The 17,470-nt window shown below is 69.0% G+C and carries 14 protein-coding genes and 3 pseudogenes; 10 read left to right on the top strand and 7 right to left on the bottom strand.

Annotation, left to right across the window (positions count from 1 at the left end):
• Positions 1–21 precede the first annotated feature (21 nt).
• The 3 genes from JIX55_RS48020 (at position 22) to JIX55_RS48010 (ending at position 5,781) form a co-directional block, all read left to right on the top strand.
• Positions 22–3,165, top strand: coding sequence for an alpha-N-acetylglucosaminidase (locus JIX55_RS48020; protein ID WP_257561591.1), 3,144 nt, complete (start codon positions 22–24; stop codon positions 3,163–3,165).
• A gap of 534 nt (positions 3,166–3,699) precedes the next feature.
• Positions 3,700–4,374 carry a DUF4232 domain-containing protein gene (locus tag JIX55_RS48015; RefSeq protein WP_257561592.1) on the top strand — a complete coding sequence of 225 codons (675 nt, stop codon included), beginning with the start codon at positions 3,700–3,702 and terminating at the stop codon, positions 4,372–4,374.
• 756 nt (positions 4,375–5,130) lie between these two features.
• Positions 5,131–5,781, top strand: coding sequence for a hypothetical protein (locus tag JIX55_RS48010; protein WP_257561593.1), 651 nt, complete (start codon positions 5,131–5,133; stop codon positions 5,779–5,781).
• A 225-nt stretch (positions 5,782–6,006) separates the two neighbouring features.
• Here JIX55_RS48010 and JIX55_RS48005 read toward each other — a convergent pair whose 3' ends face one another.
• Both JIX55_RS48005 and JIX55_RS48000 read right to left on the bottom strand, forming a co-directional pair.
• The gene (locus tag JIX55_RS48005) at positions 6,007–6,606 is read right to left on the bottom strand and encodes an NAD(P)-dependent alcohol dehydrogenase (RefSeq protein ID WP_257561594.1); all 600 of its coding nucleotides are present in this window, start codon (positions 6,604–6,606) and stop codon (positions 6,007–6,009) included.
• 52 nt (positions 6,607–6,658) lie between these two features.
• On the bottom strand, positions 6,659–7,093 hold the full coding sequence (locus JIX55_RS48000; protein WP_257561595.1) for a hypothetical protein: 435 nt from the start codon (positions 7,091–7,093) through the stop codon (positions 6,659–6,661).
• Positions 7,094–7,415: 322 nt separating this feature from the next.
• Between JIX55_RS48000 and JIX55_RS47995 the strand changes: the two genes are divergently transcribed.
• On the top strand, positions 7,416–7,625 hold the full coding sequence (locus JIX55_RS47995; protein ID WP_257561596.1) for a hypothetical protein: 210 nt from the start codon (positions 7,416–7,418) through the stop codon (positions 7,623–7,625).
• A 229-nt stretch (positions 7,626–7,854) separates the two neighbouring features.
• Here the strand turns inward: JIX55_RS47995 and JIX55_RS47990 are convergent, their stop codons facing one another.
• Entirely contained in the window at positions 7,855–8,592 is a 738-nt protein-coding gene (locus JIX55_RS47990) for a hypothetical protein (RefSeq protein WP_257561597.1), read from the bottom strand.
• Between the two features lie 215 nt (positions 8,593–8,807).
• Here JIX55_RS47990 and JIX55_RS47985 point away from each other — a divergent pair, with 215 nt between their 5' ends.
• From JIX55_RS47985 to JIX55_RS47975, 3 genes and pseudogenes are all read left to right on the top strand, one after another.
• Positions 8,808–9,218, top strand: coding sequence for a DUF4259 domain-containing protein (locus JIX55_RS47985; RefSeq protein ID WP_257561598.1), 411 nt, complete (start codon positions 8,808–8,810; stop codon positions 9,216–9,218).
• A gap of 183 nt (positions 9,219–9,401) precedes the next feature.
• Positions 9,402–9,956 (top strand): hypothetical protein, encoded by a 555-nt coding sequence (locus tag JIX55_RS47980; RefSeq protein ID WP_257561599.1) that lies wholly within the window; start codon positions 9,402–9,404, stop codon positions 9,954–9,956.
• 73 nt (positions 9,957–10,029) lie between these two features.
• Positions 10,030–10,379: pseudogene (locus tag JIX55_RS47975) on the top strand (IS5/IS1182 family transposase); the annotation flags it as partial.
• A 27-nt stretch (positions 10,380–10,406) separates the two neighbouring features.
• On the opposite strand, the gene JIX55_RS47970 reads toward JIX55_RS47975, so the two are convergent.
• Positions 10,407–11,039 carry a class I SAM-dependent methyltransferase gene (locus tag JIX55_RS47970; RefSeq protein ID WP_257561601.1) on the bottom strand — a complete coding sequence of 211 codons (633 nt, stop codon included), beginning with the start codon at positions 11,037–11,039 and terminating at the stop codon, positions 10,407–10,409.
• A 1,175-nt stretch (positions 11,040–12,214) separates the two neighbouring features.
• On the opposite strand from JIX55_RS47970, the gene JIX55_RS47965 reads away from it, so the two are divergent.
• On the top strand, positions 12,215–13,258 hold the full coding sequence (locus JIX55_RS47965) for an amidohydrolase family protein (protein ID WP_443046691.1): 1,044 nt from the start codon (positions 12,215–12,217) through the stop codon (positions 13,256–13,258).
• Here the strand turns inward: JIX55_RS47965 and JIX55_RS51225 are convergent.
• The gene (locus tag JIX55_RS51225) at positions 13,255–13,410 is read right to left on the bottom strand and encodes a hypothetical protein (protein WP_331606256.1); all 156 of its coding nucleotides are present in this window, start codon (positions 13,408–13,410) and stop codon (positions 13,255–13,257) included. The two genes, JIX55_RS47965 and JIX55_RS51225, sit on opposite strands and share 4 nt — an antisense overlap.
• 190 nt (positions 13,411–13,600) lie before the next feature.
• Here JIX55_RS51225 and JIX55_RS47955 point away from each other — a divergent pair.
• A pseudogene (locus tag JIX55_RS47955) lies at positions 13,601–13,861 on the top strand (hypothetical protein); the annotation flags it as partial.
• 183 nt (positions 13,862–14,044) lie between these two features.
• On the opposite strand, the gene JIX55_RS47950 reads toward JIX55_RS47955, so the two are convergent.
• The gene (locus JIX55_RS47950) at positions 14,045–15,862 is read right to left on the bottom strand and encodes a DUF2207 domain-containing protein (protein ID WP_257561603.1); all 1,818 of its coding nucleotides are present in this window, start codon (positions 15,860–15,862) and stop codon (positions 14,045–14,047) included.
• A gap of 424 nt (positions 15,863–16,286) precedes the next feature.
• Positions 16,287–16,504, bottom strand: a pseudogene (locus JIX55_RS51730) (hypothetical protein); the annotation flags it as partial.
• 187 nt (positions 16,505–16,691) lie between these two features.
• Here JIX55_RS51730 and JIX55_RS47945 point away from each other — a divergent pair.
• Entirely contained in the window at positions 16,692–17,381 is a 690-nt protein-coding gene (locus JIX55_RS47945) for a DUF6882 domain-containing protein (protein WP_257561604.1), read from the top strand.
• Positions 17,382–17,470: the final 89 nt, after the last annotated feature.

Below are 17,470 nucleotides of genomic sequence, written 5' to 3'. Positions count from 1 at the left end.
AAAAGTTCTGAGAGGACGTTCATGACAGGCAATCAACCCCTCAGCCGCAGACGTCTGCTGACCGGAGCGGCCGCGTTCGGCGGAGTGGTGCTGCTGACGCCGTCGCCGGGTGCCCACGCCGCACCAGCGGCCGCGGACAAGGCCGCGAAGCCGTTCGACACGACCCCCGCGTCGGTCGCGCTGCGACGACTGCTGCCCGACCACCACCGGCAGGTGACGTTGCGCGCGCTGGACGGCGGCAGCGCCGACCGGTTCAAGGTCACCGGCCGGGCCGGGGCGATCACCGTGGAGGGCACCAGTCCGGCGGTATTGCTGACCGGCCTCCACACCTATCTGGCGCGGGCGGCGATGGCCGACATCTCCTGGAACGGCGAACAGCTGAACCTCCCCAGGTCGCTGCCCGCCCCCGACGGGGAGATCGCCGGATCGGCGAACGTGCCGCACCGGTTCGCCCTCAACGACACCAACGACGGTTACACCGGCCCCTACCGGGACTGGGACGCGTGGGAACGCGAGCTGGACGTGCTCGCGCTGCACGGCATCAACAGGGTGCTGGTCTACACCGGCGGCGACGCCGTCTACTACGACACCTTCCGGCAGTTCGGCTACTCCGACGCCGAGATGCGGGCGTGGATTCCGGCACCGGCCCATCAGCCGTGGTGGCTGCTGCAGAACATGTCGGGGTTCGGCGGTCCGGTGTCCAAGCGGCTCATCGAGAGGCGCGCCGATCTCGCCCGGAAGATCACCGACCGGGTGCGCGAACTGGGCATGACACCGGTGTTGCCCGGCTACTTCGGCACCGTGCCGGACGACTTCGTCGCCAAACACGGCGGGGACGCGGCCGTGGTCCCCCAGGGTTCCTGGGGCGCCTTCAAGCGACCCGACTGGCTCGACCCACGCACTACGGCCTTCGACGAGGTGTCCGCCGCCTTCTACCGGGCCCAGTCGGAGCGGTTCGGCGACAGCACGATGTACAAGATGGACCTGCTGCACGAGGGCGGCAACCCCCGTGACGTTCCGGTCGGCGAGGCCGCGGCGGCCGTCGAAGGGGCACTCCAGAAGGCTCACCCGGGCGCGATCTGGGCCATCCTGGGCTGGCAGTCCAACCCGTCCGAGGCGCTGCTCGACGGGGTCGACAAGTCCCGGATGCTGATCGTGGACGGCCTGTCCGACCGCTACACCACCGTCACGGACCGGGAGAGCGACTGGGGCGGCACCCCGTACGCCTTCGGCAGCATCTGGAACTTCGGCGGCCACACCCCGATGGGCGCCAACGCCCCGGACTGGGTGGAGCAGTACCCCAAGTGGCGTGACAAGGAAGGCAGTGCGCTCGCCGGGATCGCGGCGATGCCGGAGGCCGCCGACAACAACGCGCCCGCGCTCGCGCTCCTCACCGACCTGGCGTGGACACCCGGCACCATCGACCTCGACGACTGGTTCGCCGCGTACGCCGTGTCCCGCTACGGAGGCGAGGACCCGCACGCCGTCGCCGCCTGGAAGACGATCCGCGAGACCGCGTACAACGTGACCCGCGAGGACGGGTGGAGCGAGGCACCCGACGGGCTGTTCGGCGCCCGGCCGAGCCTGGGCGCCAACAAGGCCGCCGCCTGGGGCCCTGAGGCCGACCGCTACGACACCACGGCCTTCGACACGGCACTCACCGAACTGCTCCAGGTAGCACCACGACTGCGACACAGCTCCGCCTACGCCTACGACCTCGCCGACGTGACCCGTCAGGTGCTGTCCAACCGCAGCCGGGTGCTGTTGCCCCGGATCAGGGCGGCGTACGAGGCCGAGGACCGCGCCGGCTTCGACCGGCTCACCAGGACCTGGCTCAGTTGGATGAAGCTGATGGACAAGGTGCTGGCCACATCCCCGCAGCACCTGCTCGGACGGTGGCTGGCCGACGCCCGGTCCTGGGGCGCCACCAGGGCGGAGAAGGACCAACTGGAGTACGACGCACGGTCGATCATCACCACCTGGGGCGGCCGGGAGAGCAGCGAGGAAGGGCTGCACGACTACGCCAACCGGGAATGGGCGGGACTGGTCGGCGGCCTGTACCTCACGCGCTGGAAGACGTACTTCGGCGAGCTGTCCGCGGCGCTCGCGGCCGGCCGGCAGCCGGACGGGATCGACTGGTTCGCGCTGGAGGACCGCTGGGCGCACCGGCACGACAGCTACCCGGTGAAGACGTCCGGCGACATCCACAAGCTGGCCCGCCAGGTGCGGGACACCCTGGCCGCGGACCCACACCAGGTGACGCTGACCGCGTCCGCGGACCGGGGATCGGTCACCGAGGGCCGCCCGGTCACGGTCACCGTGTCGTTCACCAACCGCAATGGCTTCGGCCCCGCGACGGAGGTGAGGCTGTCCGTCGACGCACCGGAGGGGATGACCGCCGAGCCCGTCGGTACGACCACCGCGGCGTCCCTCGCCCCGGGCGAGACCTTCTCTGCGGCCTTCCGGGTCACCCTCACCGCGGCCGCCGATGCGCTGATCTCCCGGGTGCCGGTGAGCGCGTCCTTCCGGACAGGCGGTTCGCGGGGCTCGGCCTCGGCGGTGGTCCGGCTGATGGCGGGCACCGGGGTGACGGACCCCTACCGGAGCGCATCCTTCAACGACGCGGTCTTCGGCCAGTCCGGGGACGCGCTCGCCATCGAGGGCGCGGGCGCCGACCTGTGGGGCGGCACCAACGAGTTCGGCACGGTCTACCGGGCCGCCGCTTTCGGTCCCGCTGCGAGTGCCACGGTCCGGGTCACCTCGCAGGACAGCACCGGGCCCTGGGCCCGCGCCGGGCTCATCGTCCGCAATGACCTCTCCACGAACGGCAGCGGCTCGAACGGCGACGGCTCCGCCGGGTACGTGAATCTGGCGGTGACTCCGTCCAACGGATGTGCGCTGTCCTGGGACTCCGAGGGCAACGGCCGGTTCGACTCCATCGAGCTGGCCGGTTCCGGCACCGCCCCGCTACACCTGCGCCTGACACGCTCCGGCGACACCTACACCGGCGAGTGCAGCACTGACGGCGTCACCTGGACCAAGGTCGGCACCGCCACCCCGGGCGGAGCTGCCGGCCACCAGGACATCGGTGTCTTCATGACGGCCGCCAACGGCTGGACCGGCACCCGAGGGATCGCCGGGTTCGAGGACTTCTCCGTCAGCTGAGGGGGCTGGCGGGGCCGGGCCGCCCAACTCGCCGGACATCGAGCTCCACTGTCCCGCTCGGTGTCCGGCGTCGATGGCGGGCGCACCGGCCGGCCCATCCGCGACGGAGCGACGACGGACCGGACGGACTGGTCGACAGGGCGAACGAGACCTTGAACGAAACTGCCGGCACTGGCCGAAGAGCTGCTGGAGCGTGAAGTGCCCCGCCGTTGACGTTCGATGCCCGAGCGGAAGAGGGACAGCCTTTCCTGGTCAGCCGGTCGGTCCGCACTGGCAGGGCAGCGCCGACGTGTCACGGGGCCCAAGGCCGAGCGATGCCGTGGGGTCGGCGGGCCCGCCACATGTGCCGCGGACCGGCTTTCGGAGGCTCGTCACCGCTCGCGCAAGCTCAAGCGCCTGGGTATCGCGGCGTCATGGCCACGGTCACAGTGTCACAGTGCTGTTCGAAGACGGTTCCCTCTCGATGTACGGGGGTGGAAACAGCACTCCCATGAGGCACTATCACCGGAACATTCCGACTCGGGGGGACTTCTCATGGCTCACACGACTCGTTCACGCCGTACCACCGCCGTACTCGCCGCACTCACGCTCGGCGTCATGGCACTGACCGCATGCAAGGGCTCCGCCGAGGAGGACACGGCCGCCCCGAGCGCGACAGCGAGCCCTTCGGCTGCGGACACGCACGAGGGCACCGACACTCCCTCGACAGCCGACCCGAGCGACGGTGGCAGTGACAGCGGCGACTCCACCGCCAGACCTGGCAGCACCCCGCCGTCATCAGAGCCCGGCTCGGACGACGGTCAGGACGGAGGCGTGGGCATGTGTGAGACGACCGACTTGAGCTACAACGTCACCGTCGCGTCCAAGCCCGTCAACCACGCCTTGCTGACCGCGACCAACCAGTCCGCAGACCCCTGTCTGCTGCCGGCAGACGAGCTGGTGATCACGATTCCGGGGCTCGACGGCGCCGCCGAACACATGGGGCCTGACGGCGAGGACTGGCTTCTCGGGGCCGGCGAAAGGGCCTACGCCGGGATCATGTTCTCGCGCGCCGACACCGCGGGCGGCAAGAGCGCCGACAAGGTGGAGGTCGCGCTCACCGCCTCCGAGAGCCCGACGACGGTTCCGATCGACGATGGCCCCGTCACGGTCAACGACGGCCAGGTCACCAGCTTCTTCGGCACCGCCGAGGACGCACTCACGTACTGATCACCCCGCACTGGACAGGATTGGACAGCATTCGGGCAACGGCGGCCACCGTCGTCCCCGGATTTCAGGAACACCCCCAGCCGGCATCGTTGATCGACGTGTTGAGCCCGGATTTGCCTGCGGCCCCGTTGGGCAGGAACAAGCCTGCCCGGCCGGGGTCGGGCTTCGGTGCGGGGGCCTTGCTCATGTTGCGGATCTTGAGGTGTTCGTGCGCGATGAAGTCGTGTGCACGGCCCAGGCCGAGGGCGGTCCTGTGTCCGTGGTCGAGGCGCTGACGCCGTACCTTGCCGTGCAGGCGACTTTCTTCACCGCGCGCTGATGGTTGGCGGTGCGGTCCTTGGCCTTGCGGCGCGGGAACCGGGACAGGGCTGCCGCGCCTGTCGCGGGAACCGGGACAGTGCCTGCTGTGCTGCTTCCAGTTTCGCGGCGGCCTTACGCCCGTGGCGCGGGCTGGGCACGAACGCGCCATTGGAGTCGGCGGAAGTTCGCGATGCCCAGGTCGATACCGGCCACGGAGCCGGTCGCCGGCAGCGGCTCTGGTGCGGCCCGTTCGGCGGTCAGCACGACATACCAGCGCCCCGGTCGTGCAGACCACCTTGGGGACGCATCCCCTCCTCAAGGCCGCATGGCGCTGTTGCTGCTTCGGTGGCGACAAGGCATCACGGGCCGGGTCTGGGGCAGATAAAGGAGCTGTGAAGCAACGGTGGTGAGTAACATCCGCACACAACACATTCGTTTACCCGAAGGGGAACTGCCATGACGGGAACGCCATCAGAGACAACTGATCTCAAGGCGCAGTACGCCGCCCAGGTCGCCGCCGACCTCGAGCGCAACGCCAAGGAGCAGGAACGTCTCCACGGGGAGATCGACGCCCTGCAAGACCAACTCCGGAGTCTGCAGCAGGACCACATCGTGCTGGTGAACATGCAGCAGGCACTCGGCGCCGGAACACCTGAGCCCGCTTCCACGGCCGAAGACGCCGCAGCACCTTCCGTTCCCCGCCAGCAGACCGCCACCACCCCGGAAACCGGCAAGCGAACCCGAGCGAAGAAGACCACTCCCCCACAAGGCGGTAAGCAGGCGAAGGCGAAGAAGCCCACCGCCAAAGCCGAGGCCCCCAAGAGCGCCCAGCCCACCCTCATCGAGCTCATCCGCCGCCACCTCACCGAACAGAGCGAACCGCGCTCCGCCGCCGAGGTCGCCACCGCGCTCACCCAGGCTCACCCCGACCGCCGTATCCAGACCAACGTCGTACGCACCACGCTCGAAGCGCTCGTAGCCAAGAGCAACGCCCAGCGCACCAGGCAAGGCTCGTCCGTGTACTACACCGCTCCCGACGCCAAGGAACCGACCACAACGTCGCAGACATCGCAGGCAGACTCCGAGCCCGTACAGGCGAACAGCTGAGGCTGAACTCTCCGCCGGTGCTGTGATCGCGTAGGTTCGCCGGGTTGGGTCGGGTTGCGGTTTCGAGGGGGCGTCCGCTCCAGCGGATGCCTTGCTCGCTTTGGGCACGGGTGCGGTTCTCGCGCTGGGCGGCAAGCGCTGGTGTTCTGCCCGCGCATCGCGAACACTCTGCCCGAGCTCCTTGCGAGGCGTGGAGACATCCTGAGTTGTGGACGTGCTCGGGCGTTACCCTCGGCGCTGAAGGAGGCGGATGACGCGCTTGCCGCGGGCGTGGCCGGTTTCGGTGGCTCGGTGGGCGTCCTGGATTTCGTCCAGGGGATAGACGCGCTCGATGACCGGGCGCAGGTCTTGCCCGTCGACGTGTTCAGCGAGGGTTTTCAGGTCCGCGCGGCGAGGGCGGGCCGCGAGCAGGCGTACGCGCGGGCCGGGCAGGACGATGGACAGCAGGGCGAACGGTATGGCGCCGGCGGAGGGCGAGGCGATGCGACCGCCGGGGCGGAGGGCGCGGCGGTGGTCGCGGAGCGAGGAGCCGTGGCAGTCGAGGGTGGCGTCGAGCTCCTCTTTGAGGGCGTTCGGTGGGGTGGTGGCGTAGTCCAGGGTTACGTCGGCGCCGAGTTCGCGGCAGAACGGGGCGTTGGCGGCGCCGGCGATGGTGGTGACGTGGGCTCCCCAGGCGTGGGCCAGTTGGATCGCCGTGCTGCCGACACCGCCGCTCGCGCCGACCACGAGCAGTCGTTGCCCCGAGCGCAGGCGCAGGGTGTCCCGCAGGGCGCGCAGTGCGGTGACGCCGACCGAGGGCAGGGCGGCGGCTGCCACCCGGTCCATGCCGCTGGTCCGAACGCATGGGGCTTGAACGCGATCACTGGCTCCGTTGGAGTCATGTAGGTCGCTCGCCCCAGTCGAACGTGAACTGGCCCGTGGAGGTGTCGCGGCTGACGTTGCAGCGGACGGGCGCCAGGGAGAATTCCGCTGCCACCCATCCGGCGATCGCCGGAGCAAGGGCCGCCTCCGCGTAGTCGACCTCGACGATCTGCAGCGTCCGGACTGAGATCAGGATGTACGGGCTGGTGTCGACGAGTTCGATGCCGCCGGTTACTTTGCCCAGGCCGAGCCGCAACCAGGCAAGTTCGCGTTCGTTGAGCGCCAGCCGGTTCCCGTAGTAGGCGTTGTGGACTTCGGAAGCGTCCAGCCAGACCCGGTCGCTGACGGGGGCACCCGTGGTCGGCGGGGTCGTCAGGCGGATGGCCTCGGCCGCGATCCCGAGAAACAGCCCGAAGCCGCTCTTCTGCACCTTGAATCGATAGGTCCGCATTCGCCCTCATCAGTGTCGTGGGTCTGGGTGTCGATCGTCGAGGCAGGCTGCAGGGTCGTTGCCGCTGAACCTCCGGCTGACATCGGCTGCGTAGGCGGCCAAGTCTCCTGCTGATGCCTTCTGCCACTGGACGGCGACCCGGATGTGGACACCGAGCATCCGGGCGAGGAGGGCCGCGGGGAGTTCGGCGGCGAGGGTGAACAGAGCGGTGGAGCGGTCCTGCCGGGGCTGGACCCCGATCTTGTGGAGGCGCTGGCCGATCCCTTGATCACCGAGGGGCTGCCCTCGACGGCCACCGGGGAAGAGCCTGCGGGTCAGAACAGTGCGATCCGCCCTGACGGCCACTCGCAGCCCCCAGATCGTACGCCGCCGACGGGTCGTCACCACCGGCGAGGCCACCCTGGAACGCGTCTACGCGGTGACCGGCTTGACGTCGGAGCAGGCCGACGCAGCCAAGATCGCCCGCCGCGTCCGCGACCACTGGGGCATCGAGAACAAGATCCACCAGGTCAGGGACACCACGTACGCCTAGGACGCCTCCCGCGTACGCACCGCAAACACCACCCCATGCGCCATGGCATCCCTGCGCAACCTGACCATCGGCGCCCTCCGTCTGACCGGCTGCGAGAACATCGCCGCCAGACTGCGCAGACACTCCCTCGGAGACCATCCGGCCGCTGACCGCCCTCGGCATCACGTGATCAAACCCGCCGTAACGCCGCCATCTGCCGGGCCGCGCAGAACCGGTTTCACCCGGCGATCTACGCCGGGACAAGGACGGTGAGCCATTCCGCTTCACGTGCCCGGTACCCGTAACGATCCATCAGACCCGACACGATCGCCGGGACGTGGCCGGCTCCGTAGACGATGGCCACCCGGATCGGCTCGTCGGCGCGCTCCGCGTGGATCTCGCCGAGCGCGTCGAGCAACTGTTTGTCGCGCCGACCGGTCAGCGCATGCACCACAGGATCGTCGGCCATCATCTCCGCCCGCAGCGTCAACGGCAGATCGTCGACTTCCAGGTCCTCATCGAGGAAAGCGCGCGGACCGCGCAGCGCGAATACCAGACCCATCACGGGAGCCGCGACCATGAGAAGCAGGTACGTCCATCGCGGCAGTTTCTTCAGGTCCGCGATGGCCTCCGCCGCAGTCACATCCGGGTTGACAACCGGCACGGACTCGGGAAGCAGCAGCTCATCGCGCTGCTCCTGCAGGCCGTTGCGCCGACGCCGTGGGGCGAACCGGTAAGCAAGCGTGAGAGCACTCACTCCGACCGATTTCCCTCGGACTCCCTCCATGACGATGAGGTCGCATTCCCTGAGCCTGAGGCGGACCTGGGAGTAGAACGTCGGCGAAGCCACATGCAGCATCGGGAAGATGACGAATTCAAGTGGCTTCCCTGTCCGCCTCATGGTGATCACAGCAGATCGGACGGCATACCCGGTCACCTCGATGATCTGCATGATTCCCCCGCGAACCTTGCCCGGTTCTTCTTCCACCCGTACCAGGACACGAGCCCGCCCAGGGCCGCGGTTCCCTCCAGCACAAGCCGTGCCGCCAGGCAGTGGGGGATCGAGTACACGATGTCGGCGATCCACCACGGCATCACGCGATCAAGCCGGCCACCACGCGAAAACGACGCAGCCCTGGTGGCCGACTGGTCAGAGCGTGCTGAGATGCTGCCGTCACGGAGCCCGCAGATGGCAGGAGAGACATGGGAACGTGGGGTACCGGTCCATTCGACAGTGACGTCGCCGCAGACTTTGTCGACGGCCTTGGCGGGAGGACGCCGCAGCAGATCATCGACTTGATGGCGAGTGCGTTCCAGCGGGTGCTGGCCCCCGGCATGCGAGTGGATGGCGGGGACGGTGCCGAAGCAGTGGCCGCCGCTGCTCTCATCGCAAGCCGGGTTCCGGACAGCCCCGTCGTGTTCGATCCTGGGGACGGGCCGTCCGAGCCAATCCCTGATCTGCCGCCCTCTCTGCGTCCGATGGCCCAGCAGGCGCTGCACAGGGTCCTACAAGACGGCTCAGAGCTGGCTGCGGGCTGGGTCGAGGGCACGGATGCAGACGAGTGGCGCCGAGCAGTCCAACTGATCGCTCAAACCCTGGGTGTCCCGCACTGACCGCAGGGGCCCGGACCGGCAGCGCCCGGACTGCAGGACTGTTCCGCCAGGGGATCCCTCTGTCATGCGAGTGGAAACGCTTGAGGATGTCCTCGTCGCGGATGAGGACGTCGTTCATCACGGACCGTGCCAAGTTGAGAATCCTTGGACCGGCGAGCTGCTCTTCCGCCTAGGGTCTCGATCATGTTCAAGTCAGGGGTGGGGTTCCTCGCGTTGTTCGGGCTCGGCTGGTGGCTGCTGGGCTCGAGCGCATTCGACGGGTTGACGCAGCTGGTTCTGGTCGGAGTCGGCTGTGCCGTCATGGTGGGGCTGATGCTCGCCGCACGCCGTTTCCTTCCCTCGTCGGCAGGGGGACCATTCCCCGTTGACCGACGCCGACGGTTCAACCAGATCAACGGGCTCCAGTGGCTGCTGATCATCGCCATCGCCGCAGTCTGCCGTCACGTCGGGGTGCCGGTGCTCGTTCCCCCGCTGATCGCGATTGTCGTCGGGCTCCACTTCCTGCCATTGGCGGCAGTGTTCGAGCAGCCCCGACTGCGAATACCGGCGGCCCTGTTGACCGCTTCCGGGGCGGCGGGCATGGCCGTCTGGCTCACGAACGGCACGGACGAGACCGTTCGCCTCGTGGTGGGCCTTATTTCTGCGCTCTCCCTGTGGGGCATGGCGATGTGGACAGTCGCAGGGGCGGCATCCGCTGCCGGGCAAGGGGCAGGAAACAAGAGATCTGACGGCGCGTGACAGCCACCTGTCCAGGTGGCAGAGCGAGTCTCGAGCGTGGGCAGCGGCCATGCCGCGCTGTGCGTCCAGCGGCACTCTCGACCACCTGAGCGAACTTGGTCCGTTGCCGGACGACATCACCGTGCATCTGGACACCGGCTACGACTCCGCCGGCACTCGCACCGAACCGAACAACCGGAGGCTGCACGGGCAGGTTGCCCACAAGGGTGAGAAGGCGCCGATCCAGGCGAGTCAGCGGTGGCACGTGAGCGCACTCATGCCTGAGGAGACGCCTTCCACCCCCTGGCCCGCTGCTACGAACGCCGCACCGCGGTCATCAACGCCTTCTTCGACCTCGCCGACACAGTCATCACCGTCCGCAGCCTGATCCGCCGAGCCTGGACCACTCACCGCTGGGACGCACGCCCTCGGCGCAGACCATGAGCGGCCACCAGCCCGCGCAATCCCAGCTCATTCCACCCTGCGGGCCAGTAGATACGCGCGCTCTGTGTCCGCTTCACCCGGGTACGGCCCTCGCATCAGTGTTGCCTGCATCGCGAATCCGGCAGCAGCAAGGCCCGTGGCCACTTCTTCGGGGCGCAGAGCGAAGAAGTCGAGGGAGACTGGACGGTCGAACCAGGAATCCAGGTGCCGAACCTCCTGGCCCGCGTGGAATGCGGCGAGGAGAAAGCCTCCCGGCTGCAGCACCCGGGCGAACTCCTTATAGGCCAGCGATCGCTCCTCGGCCTGGAGATGGATCAGCGAGTAGAACGCCACCACACCGGCCAGCTCTCCGTCGCCCAACGGCATGTCGAGCATCGATCCGACCCGCACATCCAGGCCAGGCCTACGTGCCTGAGCCACCTCCACCATGCCCGGTGACACATCCAACCCGACGACCGGAACCCCGAGATCGGCCAGGAAACACGCCACCTGGGCAGGTCCACACCCCACGTCGGCGACAAGGCGCTCTTTCGGAACCTGCTCGGCGAATGCCGCCAGCATGGCTCGGTCCAAAGGCTTGGAGACCAGATCCGCAGTGAAGCCCTGCGCGTACACGTCTGCGACCGCGTCGTAGGAGTCCCGGAGGGAGGTGCTGTCCACCCAGCCAGTATGCGACACGCCTCCAGACCCTCGGGTCCGCTCGCGCCAACAGGGACCAGCAGCAGCTCGTCGCCGAGCGGTGTCGGTGGCAGCCCAGCCGGGAAGCCGGATCGAACCAACACAAAGCGTCAACCATCCCATGATCAGCGAACCTGCGCCTGTCGCGTCTCGCCGACCGGCCTCGCCTGCCGCCCACCCGCGCGACCTCTTGGCCAGGCGCTGTCCGGAGCCGCCGGCTGCGCCAGGACGTTCGGCATGGTGGTGCTGGGCGGCAGCGGTGAAGTACTGCTGTTCACCGCCTGGCAGTCGAGCGCGCCCGCCGGACCCTGAACAGGACTGCCCAAGCCACGAGAGCGAGGAATCCGGCCACCGTCAGCAGCCAGGCCGGGGCACCGCCGACCCTCATCGCACCGCCCCCGTAATACGTCACGCGCGGGTACGGAGTGTCGGCCTCCCCCTGAGTTCGATCGGAGGTTCGGCGTGGCGTGCGTGGCGAACGCAGAGCACAGCAGACCGGGGCAGGGTGGCGTAGTTACGGCTGCGGCGGCCGGATTGAGGGTCGTAGTGGCACAGGGCGCCGTGGCTGCCAGGCGTTTGGCCTTCGACCGCAGCGCCTCCACCCGTGCTGGCACCGCGTCCATACCGAAAGCGATGGTCATCTCCCGGCGAATCAGCGGCCCTTGATCGAGCCGACGCCGGTCCGCGAGCGCCTACAGGGTGCGCTGTCCGGACCCAGCACTGATTCGACCCGCCTGCGGGCGATCGCCTATTCCTGCCATTCCTGCTCGGCTGAGGCCGGCTCGGCCTGGGTGCGGTGGGCTTCCTCAAGCAGCTCGTCGACTCGACGGCGAGCGGCGAACTCGTGCTGTTCGAGCCCCGACGACCGACGGCATTCGCGACCTCCCCGGGGAACGAAGACACGATGGGCCACCACTCCCACGGAGTCACCGATTCTTTTCCTGACCGGACGGCGGCGGGAACGGGCGAGGCCCCTCCTCCCTGGGCCGCGTCCGTCCGAGGTAAATGACCTCGAACAGGGCACGCCGTGGTGATCGTGGGCCCGTCGCCGGGCCATCGTGGTGCGGCACGCTGATGGCGCTACGGATGGGGATACACGGATGTCGGAATCGGCCCAGGCCATGAGTCGGCGCAGTCTGCTCATCACCGGTGGGGCGGTGGCGACCAGCGTCGCTGCCACGGGCGGGTCCAGTGCTCTGGCCAGGGGGGAAGCTGTACCGCCGGGAGCGGGGAGCGGTGATGACGCCGGCCGGGCCAGGATTGACGTCCACCACCATTTCACCGCTCCGGCATGGGTTGACTGGGCCGAGCGTGAGGGCCTGGTGCGGCGGCAGGAGCTGCAGTGGTGGGCGCGTTGGGATCTGGAATCCACTCTGGCGCTGATGGACCGGGTCGGAATCGCCACCGCGGTCCTCAACCCGACCATGCAGGACCGGTACCGCTCCGCGGCGCAGGCCAGGGAAGGTCTCACCATCGTCTTCGAGGCACTGACCGACTTGGTGGCCGCACACCCGGACCGTTTCGCCATCCTCGGCCCTGCTGTCCTGGACTATCCCGAAGTGACCACGTGGGCTCTCCAACGTGCCTTCGACAAGCTCGGTGCCGTGGGAGTCAGCGTAAAAGCCAACTACAGCGGCATCTACCTCGGTGATCCCTCGTACGACCGCTTCCTCGCAGAGCTCGACGAACGCGCCGCGGTCCTTTTCACCCACCCGCTCGACCTCCCGGGCGGACCGCCCGGCGCTCCCACCGTCCCCGGAATTCCGAACTTCATGTGCGATTTCCTGCTGGACACCACCCGTGCCGCTGTGAACCTCATCCGTACCAGGACACTCGACCGCTACCCGCACCTGTCCGTCGTCCTGCCACACGCCGGCGGATTCCTCCCTCAGATCGCCACCCGCATGGAGGCCTTCGGCGACTTCTGCACCCCACCCCTCGATGCTGCCCGCGTGCAGGACTATCTCCACCGCTTCTACTACGACACGGCGGGCCCGCTGGCCCCCTCGGGCACTCTGGTGGCCACCGCTGGTGCCGACCGGATCCTCTTCGGCACCGACTGGCCGGCCGCCTCCGCCGACATCATCACCGACTTCACGGCACCGGCCATCGAGACCGACCCCGCCTTCACCGACCGCCAACGTCGCGGCATCAACCGCGACAACGCGCTCCGCCTCATGCCCACGCTGAGGCGTGCCTAGTGTCCTGGTCCGGAGATCCTGTCGCGGTAGCGGCAGATGCGGTCGAAGATCTGACCTGCGGTCTTGGTCCATCTGAACGGCCTGGCCTGCTCGTTCCAGGTCTTGATCCAGTCCTCGAGTACGGTCTTCAGCTCGTCCAGCGAGCAGAACACACCGCGTCCAAGGCAACGCCGTTCCAGCTCGGCGAACCACCGTCCGACCTGGTTGATCCAGGACGAGTAGGTCGGGGTGAAGTGCAGCTCGAAGCATGGATGCGCCAGGAGCCACTTGCTGTTGTGGACGGTGATGCAGCTCTCCGCTGAGGGATCTTGAACGGGTGAGGGCCTCCGGATTCGGTGTGGATTGCGACGTCTACACCGGCCGAAAGGCCCTCGTGCCCCACCTCATGCGCCCCTGGCCGAGACTGAACGCCTCCGTCCGGCCTGCTGCGTAGTCGAGGGGGGCCGGACTCTTCGCCGGGCCGCCGAACGCTTCCAGGTTTCGCCGACCACGGCCCAGCGGTGGGCCGACGGCTCCCGCACGCACGACGAGGCCGGGATGAGCGATCTCCCTTCTCGCCCGCACACAAGCCCGCGCCGCACCCCGACCCGCACCGAGCGACGGCCGCCAGGCGGGCCGCAGGACCCGCTCCGGGCCGGCTACAGCCACCTCCACACCGCCGTCTACGACCACTCCCGCCTCGCCTACTTCGGCAGCTACGGCACCGACGGCAAGGGAATGCGCCTGAACGACGAAAACGTGCTGCCCGTCATCAAGGCACACGGTGCCGACAGGGGTGCGCCGTAGTCACCATGAGCCGCCGCCCCCGCCACCGTCTCCACCGCCGACCCCTCCGCCGCCGCCCCCTCCGCTGTCGCCTCCGCCGCTGTAACCGCCAGACGAGGAACCCGACGAGAATCCCGAGCCGCCGGACGACGGCTGGGTGGCGGCGGACACGGCCGCCAGCGGAAGGTATGTGGCGAGGTGGGGCCGGAGCCTCGCGTCGTCCCCGGGTATGGCCGTCCGTGCCCGCGTGCGGGACGCATGCGCGTTCGCCCCGTGGGCCGCTGCCGCCGCGGCCGTCCATGCCTCGGCCTCGCCGAGGGCCACGGCCCACGCGATCTCGCCCTCGTCACGCTTCTCCCAGCCGTGCCGCCCGGGTTCGGCCAGATGGCGCCGGTAGGCCTCCGCCTGGCACCACAGGTGAGAGCCGCGCACGGTGCGTGCCCGCAGTTCCCAGGCCCGCACCAGGCCCGCGAGCCCGGCGCCGGCCAGTGCCGCGCCGACTGCCAGCGGCGTCCGCCAGTCCGCGCTCGGATCCACCACGTCCGTCGCCGTGATCCCCACGACGACCGTTCCGGCGGCCGCGGCCACCGCGCCGCCCCACAGGGCGATCCGGCGGCGCCGCTCCCCGGACGGCTCCCACAGCCCGTCGCCACCCGTGCGCCGCCAGTCCTCGAGCCGGTGCCGCAGCAGGTTCCAGGCGATGGCGAACGCCCCGTTGTACTGGCCCAGCGGGACGCGCGGCTTACGGGCGAACACGGCCTGGAGCACCTCCGCCGTCAGCGGGTCGGCGGCGTCGGCCGGCCGCTCGCCGGCCTGGTGCAGCACGGGCTTCTTCTTGCCGCTGATGGTCAGATGCCCGTCCGCCGCCGCGGTCAGCAGCCACGCCGCCAGGTGTTCCTGGCGCACCCGGTCGGTGAGCAGGATGCCGGCGTGTGCGGGAGTGATGCCCGCGGGCGGCTCACCGTTCGGTGTGACCGAGGCACCCAGCCGGCGAACGTCCATCCGCCGGGTCCGGCCGTCCGCCCCCTGGACCCGCTCTCGCCCCGCCAGCCGCACCAGCTCCGCGACCACGGCCGCCGCGGCGAGGGCGATCCCCGTGGCCCACAGCCACCCGGCCGCGACGCCGTCCCCGGCCTCGACGGCAGCCGCCCGTCCGCCGGGCGCCTTTGGTAGCGCCGCGGCGCCGCCCCCGTCGGCATCTCCGACCTTCGCGTACAGCGTCAGACCCTCTTGCGCCTCCAGCGCGTCCTGCGCCACGTCCAGTTGCCCCGGTACGGGCTGCCGCTGCGTCGCACAGTCCTCGTGCGAACCGGACGATCCCGCCACGCAGTTCGGCCGTTCCAGGGCGAACGGGACGGCCAGGTGCACGTCGACGTGCCCGACGGGCACGTCCCACTGCGTGCCAACGGCGTCCCACGTCAGCCACTCCTCGTCCCCGAGGCGCGGCAGGGTGTACTCGATGCGGTACCGGTGGGTTCCAGTCACCGTCGCGTCGGGGTCACCGATCACGATCCGGGCGCCCGCCATGTCCTCGAAGCTGTAAGGCACCGGCTCGCCGTCCGCCGTGACGGATACCTCGCTGACGTCTCCGCGTTCCGCCCTGGGCACGTCACGGTAAATACCGTGCCGCTGCTCATCGTTGAAGTCGTAGTCGATCACCTCGGTGATCCGGGCCGTCCCGTCGGCACGTATCTCGGCGCCGACCCACATCCGGGCAATCCGTTCCCCGGACTCCCCGAGCGCCGCGCCGAGCAGCCCGACCAGCCCCACCAACACCGCGCCCACGAACAGCAGAACGGCATCCCGCCGCCTCCGCCACCCCACCGACCTGGCCCTCACCCGGCCCCTCCTCCCCGTCACCCGCCATCGTCAGGGGAGGACGATACAGGCCACGTTTTACGCAACAGAGGCGCGAGAAACCGCAGTCCGGCGTCCGCGATCTATCCGTCGCCGAAACCGAGCCGAGGCTGAGCAGACCGGCCTCAGTAACGGGACAGGGGGCGGTCGAGGTGCGGGCCGGCAACCGATCCTGTGCACGCTCCGCCCGGCTACACGACTCCCGGAGCAACGCGGCCTGCTCACATCCCGGCAGCGGTCCAAGTGCCGCAGGCGGTGGGGGGTGTACTTGCGGTTTCCCGCTGACGATCCGTCAGGAGGATGCAGAAACGACCCGGTAACGGTGCGGATAACCAGAAATCATCCTCCTGGTCCCGGGGGCCGACCAGAGTGGTCGGCCCCCGGGACTGCCGTGGAGGCTCTGAGGTCATCCCATGTGGATGAGGTTCGCGGCTGGTGCTACGTCGTCGTCCTTGATCAGGACCGGTGCGTGGCAGAAAGCCGTCGACAAGGTAGGGCCGGTACTGGATCTTCTTCAGCTTTCGCTTGATCACGCGGGGTGAGGAGTGCCAGATCGGCGGCGGCGAAGTCCGGCCAGATGCCGCATGAGCAGCGATACCAGATCCCCTCGGTGGGACTCGACTCAGCGGTCCGCCGATGCCCCTCCGGCCCCGGTGACACCCTCCCTGGATCATGAACAACAAGGGGGGGAAGTCATGCCGGACCCGAAGACGGGAGGCCCCATTGCGGAGCCAATGAAGACGGTAACGAGAGGGGGCGGAACGGAGCCCGGGCTACCCGTCGTTGGGTCTCACCCCCTACGCTCGTGATCATGACAAAGGGATTCAGCGACCAGTTCCTGCTTGAGGCGGAACGGCACTCCGTCTGGGGCGCCGCTCAGCTCGAGGCGCTCATGGAGTTCCTGCCCGAGGCGCCGTGGAGCGCGGACCTGCAGACGTGTTCGTACCAGCAGGGGGAGGTGCAGCTACGGGTCGGTGTCCTTGGGACGTACGACATGGAGGAGGGTTCCTGGCTGTGGGGCTGGGCAAATCCGGGGCTCGGCGGGAGTGAGGTCGTGGCGCTGTCCGCTGCCGTGGCACGGTACGGGCAGGCGCACGGGATTCCTGAGTTCACCGCTGAGAAACTCGACCTGTCCGGGTTCGACGACCCTCGGCGGGCCGCCGAGATGCTGGCCTTCGCGGGGATGGGGGTAGCCAACACTCCCGGGTACATCGGGCAGCCCGCCGGGCCCGGCACCCAGGTGTACTTCCTGCCAGACGACCCGAAGGTGCCGAGCGCCCAGCTCGATCCGGTCGCCCTGCCGCGCCTGCTCATGGCCGGAGTCTCACTCATCGGGCGTTCGCCGCGACAGGCCGTCACGGGGTACTTCGAGCACCACGGGGTGCCTCAGCGCGTGGAAGGCGACCAGCTGATCGCCGATCTGCCGACCGGGAACGCTGCCGTTGTCTCCTTCGACCGGATGGGGCGGATCGGCAACATCCGGCTCACGGTCACCGGCTGACCCGAACCGTCCGTCAGGCCGCGGTGAGTTCCTGGGTGAGGACGTGTTCGATCCTGGAGATGAGGACGTCCTTGCCGGATTCGCGGTCG

The organism is Streptomyces sp. DSM 40750, from assembly GCF_024612035.1.
Classification (GTDB): Bacteria; Actinomycetota; Actinomycetes; order Streptomycetales; family Streptomycetaceae; genus Streptomyces.
Note: the sequence above shows the minus strand (reverse complement) of the source record. Positions and strands in the feature narration are given on the sequence as shown.